21 protein-coding genes are annotated in these 23,308 nt (G+C 67.8%); 14 read left to right on the top strand and 7 right to left on the bottom strand.

The annotated features are described in order from the left end of the window. Positions 1-45: 45 nt before the first annotated feature. The 4 genes from HZ992_RS17800 to HZ992_RS17785 all read left to right on the top strand — a co-directional run bounded on the left by HZ992_RS17800 (position 46) and on the right by HZ992_RS17785 (position 3,889). The gene (locus HZ992_RS17800; RefSeq protein ID WP_209383154.1) at positions 46-1,665 is read left to right on the top strand and encodes a clostripain-related cysteine peptidase; all 1,620 of its coding nucleotides are present in this window, start codon (positions 46-48) and stop codon (positions 1,663-1,665) included. A gap of 137 nt (positions 1,666-1,802) precedes the next feature. After that, entirely contained in the window at positions 1,803-2,042 is a 240-nt protein-coding gene (locus HZ992_RS17795) for a hypothetical protein (RefSeq protein WP_209383153.1), read from the top strand. A gap of 79 nt (positions 2,043-2,121) precedes the next feature. Beyond that, on the top strand, positions 2,122-3,339 hold the full coding sequence (locus HZ992_RS17790; protein ID WP_209383152.1) for a 6-phosphofructokinase: 1,218 nt from the start codon (positions 2,122-2,124) through the stop codon (positions 3,337-3,339). Between the two features lie 127 nt (positions 3,340-3,466). Further along, on the top strand, positions 3,467-3,889 hold the full coding sequence (locus HZ992_RS17785) for a DUF2306 domain-containing protein (RefSeq protein ID WP_209383151.1): 423 nt from the start codon (positions 3,467-3,469) through the stop codon (positions 3,887-3,889). 18 nt (positions 3,890-3,907) lie between these two features. On the opposite strand, the gene HZ992_RS17780 is transcribed toward HZ992_RS17785, so the two are convergent. Beyond that, positions 3,908-5,497, bottom strand: coding sequence for an alpha-amylase family glycosyl hydrolase (locus tag HZ992_RS17780; RefSeq protein WP_245213092.1), 1,590 nt, complete (start codon positions 5,495-5,497; stop codon positions 3,908-3,910). Between the two features lie 216 nt (positions 5,498-5,713). Here HZ992_RS17780 and HZ992_RS17775 point away from each other — a divergent pair, with 216 nt between their 5' ends. Together HZ992_RS17775 and htpG are read left to right on the top strand one after the other, a co-directional pair. Beyond that, the gene (locus HZ992_RS17775) at positions 5,714-9,325 is read left to right on the top strand and encodes an alpha-1,6-glucosidase domain-containing protein (RefSeq protein ID WP_209383150.1); all 3,612 of its coding nucleotides are present in this window, start codon (positions 5,714-5,716) and stop codon (positions 9,323-9,325) included. Between the two features lie 101 nt (positions 9,326-9,426). Next, on the top strand, positions 9,427-11,307 hold the full coding sequence (gene htpG / locus HZ992_RS17770) for a molecular chaperone HtpG (RefSeq protein WP_209383149.1): 1,881 nt from the start codon (positions 9,427-9,429) through the stop codon (positions 11,305-11,307). 25 nt (positions 11,308-11,332) lie between these two features. Here the strand turns inward: htpG and HZ992_RS17765 are convergent, their stop codons facing one another. From HZ992_RS17765 to HZ992_RS17755, 3 genes are all read right to left on the bottom strand, one after another. Beyond that, entirely contained in the window at positions 11,333-12,382 is a 1,050-nt protein-coding gene (locus tag HZ992_RS17765) for a serine/threonine protein kinase (protein ID WP_209383148.1), read from the bottom strand. A 34-nt stretch (positions 12,383-12,416) separates the two neighbouring features. Beyond that, on the bottom strand, positions 12,417-13,220 hold the full coding sequence (locus HZ992_RS17760) for a DUF2726 domain-containing protein (protein ID WP_209383147.1): 804 nt from the start codon (positions 13,218-13,220) through the stop codon (positions 12,417-12,419). Between the two features lie 156 nt (positions 13,221-13,376). After that, positions 13,377-14,111, bottom strand: a complete 735-nt coding sequence (locus HZ992_RS17755) for a GNAT family N-acetyltransferase (protein ID WP_209383146.1) — start codon at positions 14,109-14,111, stop codon at positions 13,377-13,379. A 260-nt stretch (positions 14,112-14,371) separates the two neighbouring features. On the opposite strand from HZ992_RS17755, the gene rplM reads away from it, so the two are divergent. The 5 genes from rplM to erpA all read left to right on the top strand — a co-directional run bounded on the left by rplM (position 14,372) and on the right by erpA (position 16,861). Further along, positions 14,372-14,800 carry a 50S ribosomal protein L13 gene (rplM, locus tag HZ992_RS17750; RefSeq protein ID WP_209383145.1) on the top strand — a complete coding sequence of 143 codons (429 nt, stop codon included), beginning with the start codon at positions 14,372-14,374 and terminating at the stop codon, positions 14,798-14,800. 9 nt (positions 14,801-14,809) lie between these two features. Further along, positions 14,810-15,202, top strand: a complete 393-nt coding sequence (rpsI, locus tag HZ992_RS17745; RefSeq protein WP_209383144.1) for a 30S ribosomal protein S9 — start codon at positions 14,810-14,812, stop codon at positions 15,200-15,202. A gap of 141 nt (positions 15,203-15,343) precedes the next feature. Further along, on the top strand, positions 15,344-16,009 hold the full coding sequence (locus tag HZ992_RS17740) for a DUF6776 family protein (protein WP_371816750.1): 666 nt from the start codon (positions 15,344-15,346) through the stop codon (positions 16,007-16,009). 41 nt (positions 16,010-16,050) lie between these two features. Continuing rightward, complete coding sequence (locus HZ992_RS17735; RefSeq protein ID WP_209383142.1) at positions 16,051-16,443, top strand: bactofilin family protein; 393 nt, start codon at positions 16,051-16,053, stop codon at positions 16,441-16,443. Positions 16,444-16,480: 37 nt separating this feature from the next. Then, the gene (gene erpA / locus HZ992_RS17730) at positions 16,481-16,861 is read left to right on the top strand and encodes an iron-sulfur cluster insertion protein ErpA (protein WP_209383141.1); all 381 of its coding nucleotides are present in this window, start codon (positions 16,481-16,483) and stop codon (positions 16,859-16,861) included. 42 nt (positions 16,862-16,903) lie between these two features. Here erpA and HZ992_RS17725 read toward each other — a convergent pair whose 3' ends face one another. Both HZ992_RS17725 and HZ992_RS17720 read right to left on the bottom strand, forming a co-directional pair. Then, on the bottom strand, positions 16,904-18,025 hold the full coding sequence (locus tag HZ992_RS17725) for an anhydro-N-acetylmuramic acid kinase (protein WP_209387222.1): 1,122 nt from the start codon (positions 18,023-18,025) through the stop codon (positions 16,904-16,906). Between the two features lie 20 nt (positions 18,026-18,045). Then, a complete protein-coding gene (locus HZ992_RS17720) occupies positions 18,046-19,428 on the bottom strand; it encodes a peptidoglycan DD-metalloendopeptidase family protein (RefSeq protein ID WP_371816749.1) in 1,383 nt (460 codons plus the stop codon). Positions 19,429-19,602: 174 nt separating this feature from the next. On the opposite strand from HZ992_RS17720, the gene tyrS reads away from it, so the two are divergent. The 3 genes from tyrS to dtd are packed head-to-tail and all read left to right on the top strand — an operon-like array spanning position 19,603 to position 22,180. Then, on the top strand, positions 19,603-20,838 hold the full coding sequence (gene tyrS / locus HZ992_RS17715) for a tyrosine--tRNA ligase (RefSeq protein ID WP_209383139.1): 1,236 nt from the start codon (positions 19,603-19,605) through the stop codon (positions 20,836-20,838). Positions 20,839-20,849: 11 nt separating this feature from the next. Beyond that, entirely contained in the window at positions 20,850-21,740 is an 891-nt protein-coding gene (locus tag HZ992_RS17710; protein WP_209383138.1) for a cation diffusion facilitator family transporter, read from the top strand. Next, positions 21,737-22,180: a D-aminoacyl-tRNA deacylase gene (gene dtd, locus HZ992_RS17705; RefSeq protein WP_209383137.1), complete on the top strand. Its 444-nt coding sequence runs from the start codon at positions 21,737-21,739 to the stop codon at positions 22,178-22,180. The genes HZ992_RS17710 and dtd overlap by 4 nt, the downstream gene beginning before the upstream one ends. Before the next feature lie 42 nt (positions 22,181-22,222). On the opposite strand, the gene HZ992_RS17700 is transcribed toward dtd, so the two are convergent. Beyond that, positions 22,223-23,194, bottom strand: a complete 972-nt coding sequence (locus HZ992_RS17700; protein ID WP_209383136.1) for a tripartite tricarboxylate transporter substrate-binding protein — start codon at positions 23,192-23,194, stop codon at positions 22,223-22,225. Between the last annotated feature and the right edge of the window lie 114 nt (positions 23,195-23,308).

Genomic DNA, 23,308 nt, shown 5'->3' with positions numbered 1-23,308 from the left:
CAGCTCGCGCGTGCACTGCCGCCTTCGACAACAACAGGAGAGACCATGCCCCTGCCCCGCCTCCAGCCGGAGAAGCCCGGCGATTCCGCGCGCACCGACAGCGTGTTGTTCGCCGTCTACGCGCCGTTCGGCAGCGACGAGACGCTCTCCACCTTCCCCGAGGGCAGCTCGCGCGACCTGGCGCAGCACCCGCTCTACCAGGGCCTGCTGAAGGTGGCAGCCAGTGGCGTGCACGTCGCCGCGCTGGTCGACCTGGCGAAGGACGACACCTACCTCGTCGAGATCGAGGCCGGCAAGCCCGAGGGCGTGACCGTCACCTCGCGCTGGAAGCAGGACATGGCTTCGCCGAACAACCTGGCCGGCTTCCTGCGCCACGCTCACGCCAGCCGCCCGACTTCGGCCATCGTGCTGGCGCTCGAGGGCCACGGCGCCGGGTACCTGCCGGAGATCGACCGCAGCCAGCTCAGCACCCGCACTCTGACGCGCAACGGCACGTTCGAGTGGCGCTTCGACGCCAACGGCGGCGCACCGGTGCTGCCTGGCGGCTCGCCGCTGCTGCCCGGCGGATCGCCGCTGCTGCCGGGGGGCTCGCCCTTGCTGCCGGGCGGCTCGCCGCTGCTGCCGGCCAACCACATGCCGCTGTCGACCTGGGGCCTGGGCGCGGCGCTGAAGGCCGCGCAGGAGGCCGGCGTGCCCAAGCTGTCGGTGATCCACTTCGACAACTGCTTCAACATGGCCGTCGAGGTGCTGCACACGGTGGCGCCGTGCGCCGAATACGCCACCGGCTACCCGAACTACAACTTCTTCACCGCCGGCGAGGGCTACCCGGGCGTGTTCGCCAAGCTGGCGCAGCAGGGCACGGCCAGCGCGCAGGAGCTCGCGCACTGGTTCGCCGACGCCAACCGGCAGATCCTCGAGGCCAAGGGCAACCACCCGACGCTGGGCTGCGTGGTGCGCCTGGCGCGGCTGCACACCATCGCCGAGTGCGTGGACGACCTGGCCGATGCCCTGCTCGCCGCGCTGCGCGGCGCGCCCGACGCGGCGTCGCGCCTGGCGGTGGTGCAGCGCATCCGCAGCGCCATCGTGCTGGCCCAGCAGTTCGACACCGAGGCCACCTTCCGCCTCGAGGCGCCGGACGAGCTGACCGACCTGTTCAGCCTGGCCAACTCGCTGCTGAACTTCGACTTCCGCCCCCACCCCGTTCACCCGGCCGCGCGGGCGCTGAAGGATGCGCTGCAAGGCATCAAGGCCTACGGCTCCAACGACGCGCCCTGGGTGGCGGCCGGCACCGGCATCACCTGGAACTTCAGCTCGCCCTACCTGGCGATGAACATCTTCCTGCCCGACCCGCTGCTGCGCGGTTTCTGGGACTGGCGCTCGCCGTTCTACCTCGACGTCAACCCCGACCCGACCCTGCCGCTGGTGCAGCCGCACATCATCGATTTCCTGAAGGTGACCGACTGGGTCGACTTCCTGATCGAGTACCACAAGGACAGCAAGGAGTGGGTGCGCCTGCTGCCGGCGGCGATCCCGGAGTTCCCGGTCTTCAACGCCAAGTTCGACCCGAAGACGATTCCGCCCTGCGGGCACGACAAGCCGGATGGCAAGCCGGGCCACCCTGGAAAGCCCGGCAAGCCCGACCACCCGACCAGCGGCAAGCGCTGAATCGTCTGGCGATCGTCGCCGGCGCGGCCCGAATCCTCCCCCGGGCCGCGTCGCATTGGGAACCCCTCTGGACTGAAATGAAGCCAGGACGACACGACAAGCCGTCGTCCCCGCCCACCGATCCAGAGGAACTCACCATGATGAACACGCAACTGCTCTACCGTCTTCCCGTCGAACAGGCCCGCTGCCGCGAACTCGTTCGCAAGTACGTGTCGATCGGCTCGGCCGGCGCCTTTGCCAGCGCGCTCATCGAGGCGTCGCTGCGCCGAGCCGACCGCGCGGTGATCGAGGGCGACGAGTCCGACATCAGCCGCGCGCTGGCCGAGCTGCAGGCCTACGAAGGCTCGCAGCGCGAGCCGCTGCGGCTGGCGGCCTGACGGCGGATCGGCCCCCGACGGGGCCATGCTTCCGGGTCGGCGGCGGGCGTACCATCCCGCCGTCACCAGGAGGCCTTGAATGAAATCCGGAAAGATCCTCGTCGCCCAGGGCGGCGGCCCCACCGCCGTGATCAACCAGTCGCTCGTCGGCGTGGCGCTCGAGGCGCGGCGATTCGGCGAGGTGCAGCGGATCTACGGCGCACGCCACGGCGTGCGCGGCATCGTCAACGAGGATTTCGTCGACCTCACGCAGGAGACCAGCCACAACCTCGAGCTGGTGGCCGGCACGCCGGCCTCGGCGCTGGGCTCCACGCGCGACAAGCCCGACCTCAAGTACTGCCAGGAGATCTTCAAGGTCCTGCAGGCGCACGAGATCGAGCACTTCTTCTACATCGGCGGCAACGACTCGTCGGACACCGTGCGCATCGTCAGCGAGGAGGCGCACAAGGCGAACTACCCGCTGCGCAGCATCCACATCCCCAAGACGATCGACAACGACCTGGTCGGCAACGACCACACGCCGGGATTCCCGTCCGCCGCGCGTTTCGTCGCGCAGGCCTTCGCGGGCGCCAACCTCGACAACGCGGCGCTGCCCGGCGTCTACCTCGCGGTGGTGATGGGCCGGCACGCCGGCTTCCTGACTGCCGCGTCGGCGCTGGGCAAGAAGTTCCCGGACGATGGCCCGCACCTGATCTACGTGCCCGAGCGCACCTTCATGCTCGACAAGTTCCTCGCCGACGTGAAGGCGGTCTACGAGCGTTACGGCCGCTGCGTGATCGCCGTCTCCGAAGGCATCCACGACGAGAGCGGCGCGCCCATCGCCGCCCAGCTCGCCCGCGACCTGGAACACGACGATCACGGCAACGTGCAGCTCTCGGGCAGCGGCGCGCTGGCCGACCTGCTGTGCGAGGAGATCAAGACGAAGCTGAAGATCAAGCGCGTGCGCGGCGACACCTTCGGCTACGTGCAGCGCAGCTTCATCGGCTGCGTCAGCGATGTCGACCAGCGCGAGGCGCGCGAGGTCGGCGAGAAGGCAGTGCAGTACGCCATGTGGGGAGCGCGCGATGGCTCGGTGGCGATCAAGCGCACCGGCTTCTACTCGGTCGACTACGAACTCGTGCCGCTGGAGTCGGTGGCCGGCAAGACGCGCACGATGGACGACGCCTTCATCAGCGCCAGCGGCACCGACGTGACGGATGCCTTCCGCCTTTACCTGCGCCCCTTGCTCGGCTCGGGCATGCCCGACGCCTACCGGTTGCGCACCAACCCGGTGGAGAAGGTGCTGAACCGCGGCTGAAGCGGTTCGCCCCGCAGGGTCACCGTTTCACGCCATCCACCGGCGTTTCGTCGCGTCGCGGTCGCGGTGCCCTGGCGCCGTCGGCACAGTTCGGTCATCGCAACACTCGCACCGACCGGAGCCGACCATGCCCCACTCTGCCAGCCTTTCCAGCCTGTCACCCGTCGTCGTGGTGCACCTGGTGCTCGCCGTCGCCGCGCTGGTGCTCGGCCCGATCGCCCTGAACCTGCGCAAGGGCTCGCGCGGCCACCGCGCCATCGGCTACGCCTGGGTGACGCTGATGATCGGCGCGGCGTTGTCCAGCGTTTTCATCCGCGACTTCCGGCTGCCGAACCTGTTCGGCTACACGCCGATCCACATCCTCACCGTGGTGACGCTGGTCGGCGTGGGCGCGGCGCTGTTCGCCATTGCGCGGCGCGACATCGTGTCGCACCGCAAGGGCATGCTGCGCACCTACATCGGCGGCTGCATCGGCGCCGGTGCCTTCGCCTTGATGCCCGGCCGCTACCTGGGCGACCTGGTCTGGCACCACACGCTGGGGCTGGTCTGAGCCTCTCGGTGCCCAGACTCAGGACGTGACGATGAACACACGCACCGACTGCGCCGGCACGCCGACCGTGGCGCTCCCGCCCGCATCGGCCGCGGCATCGGTGCCGCTGGCCGGGAAGGCATTGACCAGCGCCGCATTCGCCGGCAAACCGGCGGCCGTGACGTTCGCCGTGGCGGCACCGTAGTTGATCATCACCACCGCGCGCTCGTTGCCTTGCGCGCGCTGGAAGCTCAGAGTCGTGCCGCTGGCCGTGGCACCGGCGTGCGTGCCGGCCATCAGCGACGGGTGAGCGCGGCGCACCGCGACCACGGCCTTGTAGAAGTTCAGCAGCGAGTTCGGGTCGGCGCTTTGCGCGGCGACGTTGTTCGAGGCCACGTTGGCCGAGAGGGCACGGAAGGGCGTGCCGGTCGTGAAGCCGGCCTTCGCATCGCCGGCCCAGCTCATCGGGGTGCGCAGCTTCGGGTCGTCGCCGATGTTCGCCGAGGCGCCGGCCATGCCGATCTCTTCGCCGTAGTAGATGAAGGGCGTGCCCGGTTGCAGCAGGTAGGTGGCCGCGGCGAGGCGGTACTGGGCTTCGTTGCCGCTGAGCTGGTTCCAGAGGCGTTCGCCAGCAAAGCGGTCATGGTTGGACAGCATGGTGGCCATGCCCGCTGGTGCGGTGGCGAAGTAGTTCGCCACGGCGGCAATGGCAGTGGTGTTGCCGCGCGCGGCGTTGATCAGGTTCGACTGGTGCCCGAAAGCGAAGGCTCTGCCGCAGGCCGTGGGCTGGGCGAAACCGATCGGGTCGTCCGGGCCCTCGCAGACCATGAAGCGCTGCTGATAAGTCCCGACCAGCTGCCGTACGCCGTTCATCAGCGCGTAGTTCTCCGGCTGGTTCAGCCAGGCGCCCGCGCCGTTCTCGACCAGGTTGCCCACTGCGTCGAAGCGGAAGCCGTCGACGCCGCGGTTCAGCCAGAAGCGCAGGTTGTCGTGGTGGAAGTTCACCACCTCGGCATTCTTCAGGTTGAAGTCGGGCATCTGGTCCCAGAACGGCGCGTAGTAGTAGCCGCCGCTGCCGCTGCGCCACGGGTTGCCGCCGTAGACGCTCCAGCCCTGCGGCTGGCTGGCCTGGAAGACGTACCAGTTGCGATAGGGGTTGCTGCTCGAACTGTTGGCGTTGACGAAGGCGGGGTGCTGTGCCGCGCTGTGGTTCATCACGTAGTCGACGATCACGCCGATGCCGCGTGCATGCGCCTGGGCCAGCAGTTCGTCCAGGTCGGCCAGGCTGCCGTAGGCCGGTTCGATGCTGCGGTAGTCGGCCACCGCATAGCCGTGGTCGCCATCCTGGCTTCGCGTGATCGGCATCAGCCAGAGCCCGGTCACGCCCAGGTCTTGCAGGTAGTCCAGGCTCTGCGTGAGGCCGCGCAGGTCGCCGATGCCGTCGCCGTTGCTGTCCTTGTAGCCGCGCACGAAGATCTCGGCGAACACGCCTTGGCGCCAGTCGGCGGGCAGCGTACTGCCGGGGTCGGCAGCGGCCACCGGCGTGGCGTCCACGTTCGGCAGCGGCCCGGCATCTCCGCCACCGCCGCCGCAGGCGGCCAGCAACAAGGCCAGGGTCAGACTGGCCAAGCGGCCACGTGAAGAGGTGGGGGCTTTCATCATGGGCCGAGACTTTAGCTTCAGGTCGAAGCATCGTGTAGTTGAATTACTCAAACTACAGGCGACTACAGGCTCTACGTAGGTGGTTCGCACGGAAACACTAGGGTAAGCACGGCATTGGTTATGTAGTTTGGCTTCACTACCATCGGCTCCCCATCGTCCGGAAACCCCGGGGAGGAGAGCGTCATGCGTGCATCCCGCCTATGGATCGGCAGCCTTCTCTTGGCGGCCCTGTTGTCGGGATGCGGAGGCGGCGGCGGCGACGCGTCGGAAGCCTTCTCCGCCGTGGCCGACACCGCGGCCACCGACCGCGCCGAGGCGCTCGGGGCCTCGCGGCCGAGCCCGCGGCTGGACATCTGCGATGCCGACAACGTGAGCATCGTCCTTGCCGCGGTGCCGAAGGCTGATACGCCGGCGCCGGCCGGTCCGGTCAAGGTGCACTACCAGCGCGCCGACGGCAACTACGCCGACTTCGGCCTGCATGTGTGGCAGGTCAACAGCGCCAACGCCTACATCGCCGACTACCCGAACGTGAGTTGGCCCGCGCCGCTCGCACCGGCAGGCACCGACGCCTACGGCATCTACTGGCTGATCGACGCCAGCGTGTTCCGTGCCGATGCGGCCGGCTTCGGCTTCATCGTGCACAAGCCCAGCGCGGATGGCGATCCGCCGGGGCTGGACCGCCTCTGGAAGTTCACCGACGGTGGCGAACTCTGGCTCAAGTCGGGCCAGGCCACGGTGTTCCGCACCAACCCCGACGCGCTGGCGACGCTGGACCTGAATGCGCTGCGCGTCCACTACCTGCGCAGCGACGGCGACTACGCGCACTGGGGGTTGCACCTGTGGGACACGAGCCGCATCGATGCCTCGCGCCTGGCCGGCCTCACGCTGAACGTGTGGGACAGCCCGATCGCCTTCGCGGCCATGCCGAACTACCGTGCAGCCAGCGCCAACGAGGTGCTATTCGACCTGCCCGTGCTCAACCCCAAGGACGATATCTCGCGCAGCGCAGTGGAGTTCATCGTCCACGGCACGCCGGACAACCCGAACGGTGGCAGCGGCAACAAGGATGGCTGGAACGACAACATCCGTGTCGACTACGCCAATGTCACGGCTGTGAACGGTGTCGCCGAGGTTTGGCTGGTGCAGGGCACGCCGACGGTGTTCTACCGCGCGCCTGACCTGCGCCAGGTGTCGACCACCGACGCGCGCGCCTACTGGCTGACCGACCGGCTGATCCAGTGGCCGAAGGCGAACAGCGGCGGCACGTTCAGGCTGTACCACTCGGCCCAGGGCCAGATCGTCGCGAAGACCGATGCGGCCGTGAGCGGTGCCGACGGCGCGATCGAGCTGCAGGTCTTCGCCGGCACCGTGCCTGCGGACGCCGCGACACGCTTCAAGTACGTCGCTGCGGGTGTGGTGCTGAGCGTGTCCAGGCGCGACGCCGAACGGCTGGCGCGCTCGCTGATCGCGTCGCAGCTCGTGCTCGTGCAGGAAAACGCCGACGGCCTGGTGCAGAACGCGACCACGGCGCAGCTGCCGGGTGCGCTCGACACCATGTTCGCTGCCGCGGTGCGCGAAGACGATCTCGGCGTGGCGTTGCACGGCGAGTCCGGCCGCTTCAAGCTCTGGGCGCCGACCGCGCAGCGCGTGCAACTGTGCGTCTACGACAGTGGTGCCGGCGCGTCCACGGGCGTCGAGACGATGCGCTTCGACCGCGACACCGGCATCTGGAGCGGCCAGCGGCCGCGGCTCGACGGCAAGTACTACCGCTACGCCGTGGAGGTGTTCGTGCGCGGCACGGGGCTGGTGCGCAACCTGGTCACGGATCCGTACTCGATCAGCCTGACCACCGATTCGAAGCGCAGCTACGTCGCCGACCTCGACGACCGGCGCCTCCAGCCCGCGGGTTGGGAACGCCACGCCGCGCCGCGCATCCCGGCGCAGACCGACATGTCGATCTACGAGCTGCACGTGCGCGACTTCTCGGTGAACGACCCGAGCGTGCCGCTGGCGGACCGCGGCAAGTACCGCGCCTTCACCTGGGCCAACTCCAACGGCATGCGCCACCTGCGCGGGCTCGCGCAGGCCGGCCTGACCGACGTGCACCTGCTGCCGGTGTTCGACATCGCCTCGGTGCCCGAGACCGGCTGCGTGACGCCGGCCATACCGGCCGGAGCGGCCAATGGCGAAGCGCAGCAGGCGGCGGTGGAGGCCGTGAAGGACGCCGACTGTTTCAACTGGGGCTACGACCCCTACCACTACACCGCGCCGGAAGGCAGCTTCGCCTCCGACGCGGCCGACGGTGCCAAGCGCATCCTCGAGTTCCGCCAGATGGTGATGGCGTTGCACCGGGCCGGCCTGCGCGTGGGCATGGATGTGGTCTACAACCACACCTCTGCCTCGGGGCAGAACGACAAGTCGGTGCTCGACCGCATCGTGCCGGGCTACTACCACCGGCTCGACGGCAGCGGCAACGTCGAACGCTCGACCTGCTGCGAGAACACCGCCACCGAGAACCTGATGATGGGCAAGCTCATGATCGACTCGGTGAAGACCTGGGCGACGCAGTACCGCATCGACTCGTTCCGCTTCGACCTGATGGCGCACCAGCCGCGTGCGGTGATGGAGCTGCTGAAGAAGACCGTGGACAACGCCGCCGGCCGCCCCGTGCAGCTCATCGGCGAAGGCTGGAACTTCGGCGAGGTGGCCAACGGCGCGCGCTTCGTGCAGGCCTCTCAGCTGTCGCTGAACGGCTCGGGTATCGCCACCTTCAGCGACCGAGCGCGCGACTTCGTGCGCGGCGGCGGGCCCTTCGACGGCGGCCAGAGCCTGGTGCGCAACCAGGGCTACATCAACGGCCTGTTCTACGACGACAACGGCAGCGGCGCCGGCAAGTCGAAGACCGACCTGATGTGGGCGGCGGACATCATCAAGGTGGGCATGGCCGGCTCGATCCGCGACTACACGTTGACGACGCACTGGGACGCCGCGCTGCAACTGCAGCAACTCGACTACAACGGCCAGCCGGCCGGCTACGTGACGAGCCCCGCCGAGGTGGTGAACTACGTCGAGAACCACGACAACCAGACGCTGTTCGACATCAACGCCTACAAGCTGCCGACCGCGACCTCGAAGGACGACCGGGCGCGTGCGCAGATGCTCGGCGCCGCCATCAATGCGTTCAGCCAGGGTGTGGCCTATTTCCACGCCGGCATCGACACGCTGCGCAGCAAGTCGATGGACCGCAACAGCTACAACTCGGGCGACTGGTTCAATCGCCTGGACTGGAGCTACGCCGACAACAACTTCGGCGTCGGCCTGCCATTGAGGGGCGACAACGGGGACAACTGGTCGATCATCGGGCCGCTGCTCGCCAACGCTGACATCAAGCCGAGCGGCAACGAGATCGGCTGGACGCGCGATGCCTTCCGCGACCTGCTGGCCATCCGCGGCAGCTCGACGCTGTTCCGGCTGCGCACGGCCGACGACGTCAAGGCGCGCCTGAGCTTCCGCAACACCGGATCCGGCCAGGTGCCCACGGTGCTGGCTGGGCACCTGGACGGCAACGGCTACCCCGGTTCGCGTTTCCACGAGGTGCTGTACTTCGTCAACGTCGACAAGGTGGCGCAGACGCTCACCATCGACAGCGAAAAGGGCAAGGCCTACCGACTGCACCCGGTGCACCTCGCCCCGGGCGCCGCCGACCGCCGCGCCGCCAACGACGCGAGCTACGACGGCGCGAGCGGGCGCTTCGTCATCCCGCCGCGCACGGCGGTGGTCTACGTCGTGAACTGACGCCTGCGTGCGCCCGCCCGGGCGGGTCTTGAAACCCGGTGCGAAGCCCCCATACTCCCTCGGCCGGCGGGTGGACCGGCGGGCTTCGCACTTTCAAGACCATGAGCAAACAGACTCTCTCGTTCCAGGCCGAGGTCAAGCAGATCCTGCACCTCGTCACGCACTCGCTGTACTCCAACAAGGAGATCTTCCTCCGCGAGCTCATCTCCAACGCGTCCGACGCCTGCGACAAGCTGCGCTTCGAGGCGCTGGACAAGGCCGAGTTGTTCGAGAACGCGCCGAACCTCGAGGTGCGCGTGGCCTTCGACGCCGAGGCGAAGACGATCACCATCACTGACAACGGCATCGGCCTGTCGGAGCCGGAGGCGGTGGCCAATCTCGGCACCATCGCCAAGAGCGGCACGCGCGAGTTCATGGCCGCGCTCGAAGGCGACAAGAAGAAGGACGCGCAGCTGATCGGCCAGTTCGGCGTGGGCTTCTACAGCGGCTTCATCGTTGCCGACCGCATCACCGTCGAGTCGCGCCGCGCCGGCCTGGCGCCGGAAGAGGGCGTGCGCTGGAGCTCGGAAGGCACCGGCGACTTCGAGGTCGAGACCATCACGCGGCCCGAGCGCGGCACCAGCGTGACGCTGCACCTGCGCGACGGCGAGGAGGAGTTCCTCTCCGGCTGGAAGCTGCGCTCGGTGATCGGCAAGTACTCCGATCACATCTCGCTGCCCATCCTGATGCGCAAGGAGGAGTGGGATGCCGAGGCCGGCCAGCAGAAGCTCACCGACGAGTGGACGCCGGTCAACAAGGCTGCGGCGCTGTGGGCGCGCAACAAGAGCGAGGTGACGGCGCAGGAGTACGAGGAGTTCTACAAGCAGATCAGCTACGACACCGAGGCGCCGCTGGCCTACACGCACAACCGCGTCGAGGGCCGCAGCGAGTACACGCAGCTGCTGTACATCCCGGCCAAGGCGCCGTTCGACCTGTGGAACCGCGACAAGCGCGGCGGCGTGAAGCTGTACGTCAAGCGCGTCTTCATCATGGACGACGCCGAGGCGCTGATGCCGGTGTACCTGCGCTTCGTCAAGGGCGTGATCGACAGCGCCGACCTGCCGCTGAACGTGAGTCGCGAGCTGCTGCAGGAGAGCCGCGACGTGAAGGCGATCCGCGAAGGCTCGACCAAGCGCATCCTGTCGATGCTCGAAAGCCTGGCCGACAGCGAGGATGCCGCCGAGCGCGAGAAGTACGCGAAGTTCTGGGCGGACTTCGGTGCCGTGCTCAAGGAAGGCGTCGGCGAGGACCACGCCAACCAGGAGCGCCTGGCCAAGCTGCTGCGCTTCGCCTCGACGCAGGCCGATGCGGGCGTGTCGCTGGCGGAGTACGTCGGTCGCATGAAGGAAGGCCAGGAGGCGATCTACTACATCACCGCCGACAGCCTCGCGGCTGCCAAGAGCAGCCCGCAGCTTGAGATCTTCCGCAAGAAGGGCATCGAGGTGCTCTTGCTCGTCGATCGCGTCGACGAGTGGATGCTCGCGCACCTGTTCGAGTTCGACGGCAAGCCGCTGCAGAGCGTGGCCAAGGGCGCGGTCGACCTGGGCAAGCTGCAGGACGAGGGCGAGAAGAAGCAGGCCGAAGAAGCCGCCGAAGCCTTCAAGCCGGTGCTCGAACGGCTGAAGGAGGCGCTGAAGGATCGTGCGAAGGACGTGCGGATCACCACGCGCCTGGTCGATTCACCGGCTTGTCTGGTGGCCGAGGAGGGCGACATCAGCGGCCACCTCGCGCGCATGCTCAAGCAGGCCGGACAGGATGCGCCGAAGGCCTTGCCCATCCTCGAAGTCAACGCGGAGCACGCGCTCGTCAAGCGGCTGGACGCGAGCGCACATTTCGACGATCTGGCGAACATCCTGTTCGACCAGGCACTGCTCGCCGAGGGTGGCCACCTGGAAGACCCGGGCGCCTACGTGAGGCGCGTCAACGCGCTGCTGGTCGGCTGAGTCACGGCCGGCGGGCGGCCGCGCGTCAGGCGACGAGCGGCGCTTCGGCCATCGCCTCGATCTGGTCGCGCAGCCGCGTGGCCTGCTCCATCCAGTACGACGGGCTCTCGAACCACGGGAAGGCGATCGGGAAGGCAGGGTCCTTCCAGCGCCTGGCGATCCAGGCGCTGTGGTGGATCATGCGCAGCGTGCGCAAGGGCTCGATCAGTGCGAGCTCGCGCCGGTCGAAGTCCATGAACTGCTCGTAGCCGTCGAGCACGGCGCCGAGCTGGCGTGTCTGCTCGGCGCGGCTGCCCGACAGAAGCATCCACAGGTCCTGCACCGCCGGTCCGGTGACCGCATCGTCAAGGTCGACGAAGTGCGGGCCGGCGTCGGTCCACAGGATGTTGCCCAGGTGGCAGTCGCCGTGCAGGCGCAGCAGCTTGAGCGAGGTGATTCCTTCGAAGGCCTCGCGCACCTGCTCTAGCGCGGACTCGGCCATGGAGCGCCACGCCGTCAGGGCGTCCGGCGGCACGATGTCCTGGGCGAGCAGCCAGTCGCGTGGTTCGGTGCCGTAGGTGGTCGGATTCAACGCCATGCGGGTCTCGAAGCGGCCCGTCGCACCGATGGCGTGGATGCGGCCAATGAAGCGGCCGATCCATTCGAGCACCGACGGATCCTCGACTTCGGGTGCCCGCCCGGCCATGCGAGCGGTGACCGTGAAGCGATACGGTCCGCCGACCGTGTCGAACGCCGCCAGCGTCGGCCCGCGGCTCGTGACCTGCACGGCGCGCAGCGACTGCGGATCCGGCGTCAGCGGCCAGGGGGCGGCCAGCGGGATCTCCTTCGCCGCCAGTTCGATCGCGAAGGCGTGTTCCTCGAGGATTTGCGCGTCGCTCCAGCGGCCGGGCCGGTAGAACTTGGCCACCACGACGCGGCCATCCTCCAGGAAGACCTGGAAGACGCGGTTCTCGTACGAATTCAGCTGGATCAGCCGGCCGTCACCGCGCAGGCCCACGGCATCGAGGGCGTCGAGCACGACCTCCGGGTCGAGGCCTGCGTAGGGGGTGTCGTTCTCTGCAGGCGTTGGACTCATGCCCGCATCGTACGCGGGGCCCGAACGCGAACCGTCAGTGGCGGTTGTTGGACGAATAGCGCGGGACGTCGACGACGACACCGCCGACGTCGTCGCGATCGTCGTCCGCCAAACCGCCCGGGCCGCTGTCGAGCGAGCCGGGACGCGAACGCGGCGAGCCAAGGCTGCTCAGGCCGCCGAACTCGCTTTGCCCCGATCCATCGGTGCGAGTGTCGGGCGCAAAGAAGGAATCCTGGAACAGCGACGAGTCCTGCCACAGGGCGGTGCGTTCCGCGCGCCGATGCGCCACGGTGTTCGCCAGTGTGTCGCGGGCCTGGTGCAGGTTCTGCGCGGGCGCGGCAGCGGCCTGCGGTCCGCGGGCATTGGCGCCGGCCTGAGGCACGAGCAACTGCAGTTCGGCCACCGAAGGCAGGTTCTCGACCGGGCAACGCAGGTAGCGAACGCGGCAGGCGCCGAGGACCGACTGCTTGATCTGCAGCACACGCCGAGAATTGCCGCGGTCGGTATCCAGATCGATGGCGGCCAGCACCCGGCCGTTCGCGCTGCACACGGCAAAGGCCACGTGGATGGAGCCGAGCAGGTCGTACCAGTAGCGCACGCGCGAAGGGTCCACCGGCTGGCTGAATCGCACGAGCGGCAACTTGGAAAGCACGATGTGGTGAGGCAGCGCTTCGCGCAGCAGCCGGTAGACCCGCCGTTCGTCGGTGGAAAACACCGGCCGTGCAGTCAGCGCCCAGTCGTTCGGCAAGGCGGTCGGCTTGGCGGGGCGGCGAGACCACCAGAGCCACACCACGGAGGCGGCGGCGATACCCGCGAGGGCAGCCAGCGCAATGGTCAAGGGTGGGGTCGGCATGTCCAGGTCCGGTTTCGGTGTCACGGACCCGCCAGTGCAGGTCAATCGCGAACGTCCAATGTACCGGATGTTACGGTTTGGAAGTCTCCCCAGGATCCCCGACCTCAGGGAGTCACGCCCGGTCAGGGGGCCCCGGTCTTCTCACTCGCCTGCGATGTGACGCGAGTCAGATATGTGAGCTTTCACTTCCGATATCGTCTCGATGATTCTTTGAACCGTCGTGACATGCCGCTTGATCTGGTAGTCGAACTCGGCCGCCTGCTGCCCCATCACTTCTTCGACATGCGAGGCGAAGGTGTCGGGTGGCAGGCGCAGCCAGGCGTCCGATTCCGAACCGTCCCGCTCGACCGTCGCGCCGGCGTTGCGGGCAATCTTGAGCATCGCGGTGTTCTCGCTCAGCGCATGGATGAACAAGGTCTGCACCCCACGGTTGCGGGCATGCAACACCGAATGCTCGAAAAGGCGAGCGCCAAAACCGCGGCCACGCGCCTTCTTGAGCACGGTAACGCCGAACTCGGCCATCGTGCCGCGAGAAGATTCCGTCGGCGTGGCGGGGTGGGCCAGGTGAGCCATCGCGATCAGGTCGAGGCGGCGGTTGAAGATGCCGAACACCTCGTCCTGATCGAAGTCGAGCATGTCGACGTAACGTGCGATCTGCGCGTCGTTGGCGGGGTAGCCGAAGCGCAGGTAGCGGTCCGCCGCGTCCAGGCTGATGAGGTGTGCCGCGATGCGATCACGGTGCCGAGGGCCCAGGGAGCGGATGGGCACCCAAGTCCACTTGGACGATGAGTCGACTTCCGGCGAAGCGGTGGCTGAGCGCTCTTGTGAAGCGCTGGACGGCAATGAGTCTTGCCGCGGATCGTCTGGAAAGCCCATCTGAGACCTCCGGTGACTAGGGTTAACCCCAGTCTAAGCGATCGAGCTAGAGGCCGCAGTCCAGATCGCCAGTCGACTCCATTCAATCCGTGCAAATGCCCGGCCTGCCTTCTGCTAGACTCACGGGCTTTCCGCAATTTGCTCCGCGGAAAGCGCCTGCGTCTGCAGGTGGTGCCAGATGAGAGTCCGCCTATCCAAGAAGCGGAGCCTCGCGTGGTGCGGCCAATACGGCATGGAGCCTGACTCTATCTCCACTGATCATGAAAACCTTCAGCGCCAAGCCGGCTGATGTGACGCATGAGTGGTTTGTGATTGACGCGACCGACAAGGTCCTCGGAAGGGTGGCCAGTGAAGTCGCCCTCCGCCTGCGCGGCAAGCACAAGGCCATTTACACGCCTCACGTCGATACCGGTGACTTCATCGTCGTCGTCAATGCCGACAAGATCCGGGTGACCGGCAACAAGGCCAACGACAAGGTGTACTACCGTCACTCGGGTTTCCCGGGCGGTATCTACGGCACCACGTTCAAGGACATGCAGGCCAAGCATCCCGGGCGCGCGCTCGAGAAGGCGGTCAAGGGCATGCTCCCCAAGGGCCCCCTCGGTTACGCGATGGTCAAGAAGCTGAAGGTGTATGCCGGTGCCACGCATCCGCACACCGCCCAGCAGCCCAAGGCGCTGGAAATCTAAGGAGCGGTGATGATCGGAAATTGGAACTACGGTACCGGCCGCCGCAAATCGTCGGTCGCGCGTGTCTTCATGAAGAAGGGCACGGGCCAGATCCTGGTCAACGGCCGGCCGGTCGAGCAGTACTTCGGCCGCCAGACCTCGATCATGGTCGTCAAGCAGCCGCTCGTGCTGACCGCGAACGACGCAGCATTCGACGTGAAGGTGAACGTGCACGGTGGCGGCGAGTCCGGCCAGGCCGGTGCGGTGCGTCACGGCATCACCCGCGCCCTGATCGACTACGACGCGGCGCTCAAGCCCGACCTGAGCCGCGCCGGCTTCGTGACGCGTGATGCACGCGAAGTCGAGCGCAAGAAGGTGGGTCTGCACGGCGCGCGTCGCCGGAAGCAGTTCAGCAAGCGCTGAGGTCGCGACACCCGCCGAACCTCGATCGAGGCCGCCACTGTGCGGCCTCTTTCGTTTCCGGCTCCGGCTTACCAACCGATACGAACAGACGCGATGCGTTGGAAACTGTGGCGACGTCGTTTGTCGGTCAGCGCACCGCGCATGATCGTTCGCAGCCACTTGCCCTGGCCGCTGCGCTGGGCCGTGGCTGCGTTGGCTCTCGGCTTCTCAGGCGCCCTGGCGATGTGGGCCTTCGAGACCGGCAAGAACATCGCCGGCCTCGACCGCGACGCGAAGGAAGAACTCTCGCGGCTGCGTATCGAGGTCTCCCAGCTGCGCGACGAGCGCGAGAAGGCGCTGTCGATCGCCAACACGGCCGACAGCCTGCTCAAGACCGAGCGCACCGCGCAGGAAAAGCTCGCCCAGCAGCTCAAGCTGACGGAAGCCGAGAACCTCGCACTCAAGAACGATCTGGGATTCTTCGAGCGCTTGCTGCCCGCTGCCGCGGGCGAATCGGCGCTCAGCATCCGTGGCTTGCAGGCCGAGGCCGTGACGCCCGGCCAGCTGCGCTACCAGCTGCTGCTGATGCAGACGGGCAAATCGCGGCCCGAGTTCAGCGGGCGCTACGAGGTGACGCTTTCCGGCACGCTGGAGGGGCGGCCGTGGTCGCTGGTGCCGCCGGGGGGCACGCAGCCCTTGCAGGTCAGGCAGTACCGCCGCGTCGAGGGCCTGATTGACCATCCGCCGCAAGCCGTGATAAAGATGGTGACGGTAAAGGTCACCGACACGCGCGGCGCAGTTCTTGCGTCGCACACGCTGAAGATGTGAGCGCCTGTGGCGCATCCCATGGTCAGCCTGGAGGATTTCGAATGTTCGGGAAGAAGAAGCAGCCGCCCATCCGCACACTGATCGGCGAAGGCACGGTGATCACCGGCGAACTCCGCTTCGCGGACGGCCTGCGCATCGATGGCGAGGTCGTCGGTGACGTGGTCGCCGCCGGCGAGGGCTACAGCATCCTCGTGATCAGCGAAAAAGCCCGCGTCACGGGCAAGGTCAACGCCGGCCACGTGATCGTCAACGGCACGGTGATCGGCCCCATCCACTCGAGCGACCTGCTGGAACTGCAGCCCAAGGCGCAGATCACCGGCGACGTCCGCTACGAGGTCCTCGAGATGCACCAGGGCGCCACCATCGACGGCGAATTGAGGCCGATCAAGGCAGACGAAAGACCATCCCTGAAACTCGCCGCCGCAAATCTGTAAGATTGCGGCACACGGCGTGGTGCCGCAGGAGCGCGTGATGAGTGCAGTCGCAGAGAACATCCAGACCCAGATCGCTGCGGACGAGCCGCCGTCGCCGATCATCTTCACCGACAGCGCCGCCGGCAAGGTGAAGGAACTGGTCGACGAAGAAGGCAACCCCGATCTGAAGCTGCGCGTCTTCGTGCAGGGCGGTGGCTGTTCCGGCTTCCAGTACGGCTTCACCTTCGACGAGGTCGTCAACGAAGACGACACGCAGATGACGAAGAACGGCGTCACGCTGCTGGTCGACGCGATGAGCCTGCAGTACCTGGCTGGTGCGGAGATCGACTACAAGGACGACCTGCAAGGCGCGCAGTTCGTCATCAAGAATCCGAACGCGACCACCACCTGCGGTTGCGGATCGAGCTTCTCGGCCTGACTGGCCGTTGCGCCACACGAGGCCGCCTTCGGGCGGCCTTTGTCATGGTGCGGCCGGGTAGAGGCAGCCCAGCACCCGTGCGCCGCGGGCGCCGGTGACCGATGGCAGGCTGGCAGGCTCGCGCCGCACGAACTGCCGGGCCAGCCATGCAAAGGCGCAGGCCTCGACCTGATCGGGTGGCAAGCCCCGATCGGCCGTCGATCGAACATCGACGCCGACCGCACGCACGGCGATTCGTCCCATCAAATCGGTGTTGAAGGCGCCGCCTCCACACACCCGCAGTTCGCGGATCGAAGGTGCCCAGCGCTGCAGATCGCGGGCGCAGACCCAGGCTGTCAACTCGGCCAGCGTGGCCTGAACGTCGGCCGGCGCCAGCCCGGCGAACGGTGCCAGGCGCTGCTCGAGCCAAGCGGCATGGAACAGATCCCGCCCGGTGCTCTTGGGCGGAGACAGATCGAAGTAGGGCTCGCGCTGCAAGGCCTGCAGCAAGGGCGGGACGACGCGGCCGCTGGCCGCCCAGCGACCGCCGGCGTCGAAAGGCTGAGACAGCTGTCGGCCGATCCAGTGGTCCAGGAGTGAATTGCCCGGGCCGCAATCGAAGCCGAGCACCGAGCCGTCGTCGCCCAGCAGCGTCAGGTTGCTGATGCCGCCGAGGTTCAACACGGCCAACGACTGGCCGGTCCGGCCGAACTCGGCCCGATGGAAGGCCGGTACGAGCGGCGCGCCCTGGCCACCGGCGGCGACGTCGCGGCTGCGCAGGTCAGCCACCACGTCGATGCCGGTCAGCTCGGCCAGTAGTGCCGGGCTGTTGACCTGCAGCGAGTAGCCGACGCCATCGAACTGCTGGGGACGGTGCCGCACGGTCTGGCCGTGCGCACCGATGGCCCGCACGGACGAGACGGGCATGCCGGACTTCGCGAGCAGCGCGTGAACAACATCGGCATAGCGCCGCGCCAAGGCATTGCCCGCCAGTGCGGCGCGGTGCAGTTCGTCCGGGCCGCTGCTGTTCAGGGCCATCAGTTCGGCGGCCAGGGCCGGATCGAACTCCAGGTGTACATGGGCATGCACACGCAGCGCTGCGTCGGCCGTCCACTCGGCCAGGACGCCGTCGACCCCGTCCATCGACGTGCCCGACATCAAGCCGATGTAGATCTCGGCCATCAGCCGGGCGGCGCCATGCGCGCCTACTCGGCGACGCTGGCGCCGATGCTGCCGGCGGCTTCGAGCTGGCCGCGGATCGACTGGGCGAGTCCGGCGAAGCGCTGCTTCCCGGACGCAGACAACTCGATGGCTTCCGAGGAGCGGGCCATCACCATCGGATTCTGCTGGGCACCGTTCAGCTTGAACTCGAAGTGCAGGTGCGGTCCGGTCGCCCAGCCCGTGGCGCCGACGGCGCCGATGCGGTCGCCCTGGTCGACACGCTGCCCCTTGCGCACGTCGAGGCGGCTCAGGTGCGCGTAGACGGTGGATCGGTCGTTGCCGTGGTTGATCTGCACCACGTTGCCGTAGCCGTTCTGCCAGCCGGCGAACTCGACCGTGCCGTTGCCAACCGTTCGCACCGGCGTGCCGGTGGGCGCGCCGTAGTCCACGCCCTTGTGCTGGCGCCACTGGTTGAGGATCGGATGCAGCCGCATCGCGAAGCCCGAAGTCACCCGCGAGAACTCCATCGGGCTGGCCAGGAAGCTGCGACGCTTGCTCTGGCCGTTCAGGTCGTAGAAGCCGCCGCGGCCGTCGTCATCCTTGAACCAGACGGCCGAGTGCGCGCGACCCTTGTTGACGAACTCCGCGGCGACGACCCTGCCGCCCACGTTGTTCCATGTAATCGGCTCGCCGTCGGCCGTGAGCGTCTCGTACACCACCGAGAAGGTGTCGCCCTTGCGCAGCTCGCGGTGGAAGTCGATGTCGGCCGAGAAGGCCTCTGCCAGCTGCACGGCGATGGCATCGGGGATGCCGGACTCGTCGGTGGCGGCGAACAGCGAGCTGCGGATCGTGCCGCTGCCCAGACGCACCGAGGTGGCCAGCGGCACGGTCTCGATGCTCGCCGAGAGCTGCCCCGCCTCACGGGCAACGCGCAGGCGCATGAAATGGGTGGCAAGCAAGGCGCTGTCGCCGGGTGCGAAGCGTGCCGTGAGTTCTTCCAGCGTACCGGCCGGCGTGGCGGCCAGGCGCACGATCTTGCCCGGACGGCCTTCGAGCAGCTTGCGGGCCTGCGCATCGCGGCGCAGGAATTCGGCAGCCTCGAGGTCGCTGACCCCCAGGCGCGACAGGAGCGACTCGGCGTTGTCGCCGGCGCGGGTGAGGTCGCTGCGGTACAGGTGCAGCGTCTGGCCGGCCAGCGCTTCCAGTTGTGTCGACACGTCTTCGCCGGTGACGATTTCCGTCACGAGGCGCCGGGGCAGGTCGGACGCGTCCGGGCCCTGGCTGGCGATGCCGTAAGCCGCCGCACCGAAGCCGGCCAGCGAGAAGGCGACGATGGCGGCCAGAGTGCGCGGGTGTGCCGAGACGATGCGCGAGCCCCGGCTCAGCGTCGCCTCGGTGGCGCGTTCAAGGGAATCCAACGATTTCAATTTGGTGTGCCGAACGCGAGCGCTCGTTTTCGATCCAGGTTGCACAAGAGGCGTCCACTAGAATCCGTGGCGCCTGCCGGAGCGTGTGCCGGCCGTTCGGGGCGGTGCAAGACCGCGCCGCAGTATACCGAGCGAGCCTCGCTCCTCTCTTCGTAAAACCCCCCACGTCGCCGCATGTCCCAGCCACCTCATCCGCCTTCGCATCCGGTCACCGATCGAGTGCTGAACGCCTTGCAAGTTTCACGGCGCGGTTGCGACGAACTGTTACCGGAAGCCGACTGGCTGGCCAAGCTCGCTCGCTCTGAAGCAACCGGTGTGCCACTGCGCATCAAGCTGGGCCTGGACCCGACCGCGCCCGACATCCACGTCGGCCACACGGTGGTGCTCAACAAGATGCGCCAGCTGCAGGACCTCGGTCACCAGGTGATCTTCCTGATCGGCGACTTCACCTCGATGATCGGCGACCCGTCGGGCCGCAACACCACGCGTCCGCCGCTGACGCGCGAGCAGATCGAGGCCAACGCGCAGACCTACTACCGCCAGGCCAGCCTGGTGCTCGACCCGGACAAGACCGAGATCCGCTACAACTCCGAGTGGAGCGACCCGTTGGGCGCTCGCGGCATGATCCAGCTCGCCGCCCGCTACACGGTGGCGCGCATGATGGAGCGCAACGACTTCGCCGAGCGCTTCAAGGCCGGCACGCCGATCTCGGTGCACGAGTTCCTCTACCCCCTGATGCAGGGCTACGACTCGGTCGCATTGAAGAGCGACCTCGAACTCGGCGGCACCGACCAGAAGTTCAACCTGCTCGTCGGTCGCGCGTTGCAGTCCGAGTACGGCCAGGAGCCGCAGTGCATCCTGACGATGCCGCTGCTCGAGGGCCTGGACGGCGTCGAGAAGATGTCCAAGAGCAAGGGCAACTACATCGCCGTCACCGAGCCCGCGAACGACATGTTCGCCAAGCTGCTGTCGATCAGCGACACGCTGATGTGGCGCTACTACGCCTTGCTGAGCTTCCGCAGCGAGGCCGAGATCGCGAAGATCAGGGCCGAGGTCGATGCCGGGCGCAACCCGAAGGAGGCCAAGGTGATGCTCGCCAAGGAGATCACCACGCGCTTCCACAGCGCGGCGGCGGCCGATGCGGCCGAGGCCGACTTCGCCAACCGGGCCCGCGGCGGCATCCCGGACGAGATCCCCGCGGTGTCGCTCTCAGGCGCGCCGCTGGGCATCGGTGCGCTGCTCAAGCAGGCCAACCTCGCGCCCTCGGGCAGCGAGGCGATGCGCCTGGTCGAAGGCGGCGGCGTGCGCATCGACGGCGCGGTGGTCAGCGACAAGGGCCTGAAGGTCGGCAGCGGCACCTACGTCGTGCAGGTCGGCAAGCGCAAGTTCGCTCGGATCACGCTCGCCTGAGCGGGCCGGCCATGCAGGCCAAGACCCTGCTCAAGCTCTCGGTGGCGGCCGCGCTGGCCACCATCGCGATGAAGACCGCCGCCTGGTGGATCACCGGCTCGGTCGGCCTGCTGTCCGACGCGATGGAGTCCTTCGTCAATCTGGCGTCGGCGCTTTTCGCCATTCTGATGGTGACGATCGCAGAGCGCCCGGCCGACGACGACCATCCCTTCGGCCACACCAAGGCCGAGTACTTCTCCAGCGGCTTCGAGGGGCTGCTGATCGTCGGCGCCGCGGTGGCCATCATCTGGGCGGCGGCAGGTCGCTTCGCGAACCCCCAGCCGCTCGAGCAGCTCGGCTGGGGCATTGCGCTGTCGGTGGCGAGTTCGGCGCTCAACGGCGTGCTCGCCTGGCGCATGCTGATCGCCTCGCGCGAGCAGCGCTCGATCGTGCTGGAGGCCGACGCAAGACACTTGTTCACCGACGTGTGGACCTCCGCCGGTGTCGTCGCCGGCCTGCTGCTCGTGCCGGTGACCGGCTGGCTGTGGCTCGATCCGCTGCTGGCCATCGGCGTGGCGCTGAACATCCTGCGCGAAGGGGCGCACCTGGCCTGGCGGTCGGTGGACGGATTGATGGACAAGGCCGTCGAGCCCGAGGTGCGCACGCAGATCGACGCCGCGCTGGCGCAGTTCGAGCACCACACCATCCGCTTCGACCACCTCGTGACGCGCCGCGCCGGGCAGCGTCGCTTCGTCGACGTGCACATGCACATGCCTGCCGGCTGGACGCTGGGCCGCGCCGCGGCGCTGCGCACGAGCGTGGAGCAGGCGCTGATGAGCGCGGTGCCGGGCCTGCGGGCCTCGATCCAGCTGCTGCCGACCGACGTCGAGGCGCATTTCGACGACCCGAAGGACCTGGTTTGATATCGCTGCTGCAACGTGTGAGCTCGGCGCGCGTCGAAGTCGGAGGCCGGGTCATCGGCGCCATCGGGCCAGGGCTGTTGATGCTGGTCTGCGCCGAGCCGGACGACAACGACGCCATCGCCGACAAGCTCGTCGCCAAGGTTCTGAAGCTGCGCATCTTCGCCGACGAAGCCGGCAAGATGAACCGCAGCGTCGCCGACATCGGCGGCGGCCTGCTGGTGGTCAGCCAGTTCACGCTCGCAGCCGATGTCTCCAGCGGCAACCGGCCCGGCTTCAGCGCCGCGGCCGGCCCCGAACTCGGCCGGCGGCTCTACGAACGCGTGCTGGCCACCGCGCGTGCCTCGCACCCGCAGGTCGAGTGCGGCGAGTTCGGCGCCGACATGCAGGTGCACCTCGTCAACGACGGGCCGGTGACCATTCCGATCACGTTGCGGGCATGAAAAAGGCCGCCCGTGGGCGGCCTTCCAGTCGAACGAGCAGGGTCAGTCAGCGTACTGGCCAGCGGCCTTGATGACCGGGGCCCACTTGTTGATCTCGGCCTCGACGAACTTCTTGTGCTCGGCCGGGTTGACGCGTGCGTCGCTCACCACCACGGCGCCCAGCGCTTCCTCGCGCTTGATGAACTCGGGATCCTTCAGCGCCGCCTTCAGGGCGGTGTTGAGCTTGTCGATCACCGGCTTGGGCGTGCCCTTGGGCGCGTACAGGCCGTGCCAGATCGACACGTTGAAGCCCTTCAGGCCGCTCTCGTCCAGCGTCGGCAGCTTGGCCAGCGCCGGCGTGGTCAGGCGCTTGCTGGTCGTCACCGCGAAGGCCTTCACCTTGCCGGCCTCGATCTGGCCGGTGGTGTTGGTGGTCTGGTCGCACATCAGGTCGACCTGGCCGCCGAGCAGGTCGTTCATGGCCGGTGCGGTGCCCTTGTAGGGCACCGTCTGCATGTCGATCTTCAAGCTCTGCTGGAACAGCAGGCCGCACAGATGCGAGGCCGCGCCCAGGCCGGCGTTGGCCAGGTTGATCTTGCCCTTGTTGGCCTCCAGCCACTTCATCAGCTCGGCCCAGTTGTTGGCCGGCAGCGTGGGCTTGCCGATCACGGTCATCGGCACCTCGTTGATCATGCCGACGTACTCGAAGTCCTCGAGCGTCTTGTACGACAGCGAGCGGTAGAGCGACGGCGCGGTCGCCATGCCGATGTGGTGCAGCAGCAGCGTGTAGCCGTCGTTCGGGGCGCGCGCGACCTTGGCCGCGCCGAGCGTGCCCCCGGCGCCGCCGGTGTTGTCGATCACGATGGTCGCGTTGGGCAGGGGCTTGCGCAGCGCCTCGGCCAGGTCGCGCGCCACCTTGTCGGTCGGCCCGCCCGCGGCAAAGGGCACGACGATGGTGATCGGCTTCTCCGGGTATTCGGCCATGGCGGCCGTCACGGTCAGGGTGGCCAGCATGGCCGTCATCAGGCGCTTCATGGTTACTCCTTGCAGGGGTCAGGTTCGGACAGCGCGATTGTGGTCAGCGTGTCGACCTCCTGCATGGCGGAAACTACGTAAGCCCCTCGCAGTTGCGGGGTCGGATGCGTCAGA

Source organism: Rhizobacter sp. AJA081-3 (assembly GCF_017795745.1).
Lineage (GTDB): Bacteria > Pseudomonadota > Gammaproteobacteria > Burkholderiales > Burkholderiaceae_C > Piscinibacter.
The sequence above is the reverse complement of the archived record's forward strand: the minus strand, read 5'-3'. Positions and strand labels throughout refer to the sequence as shown.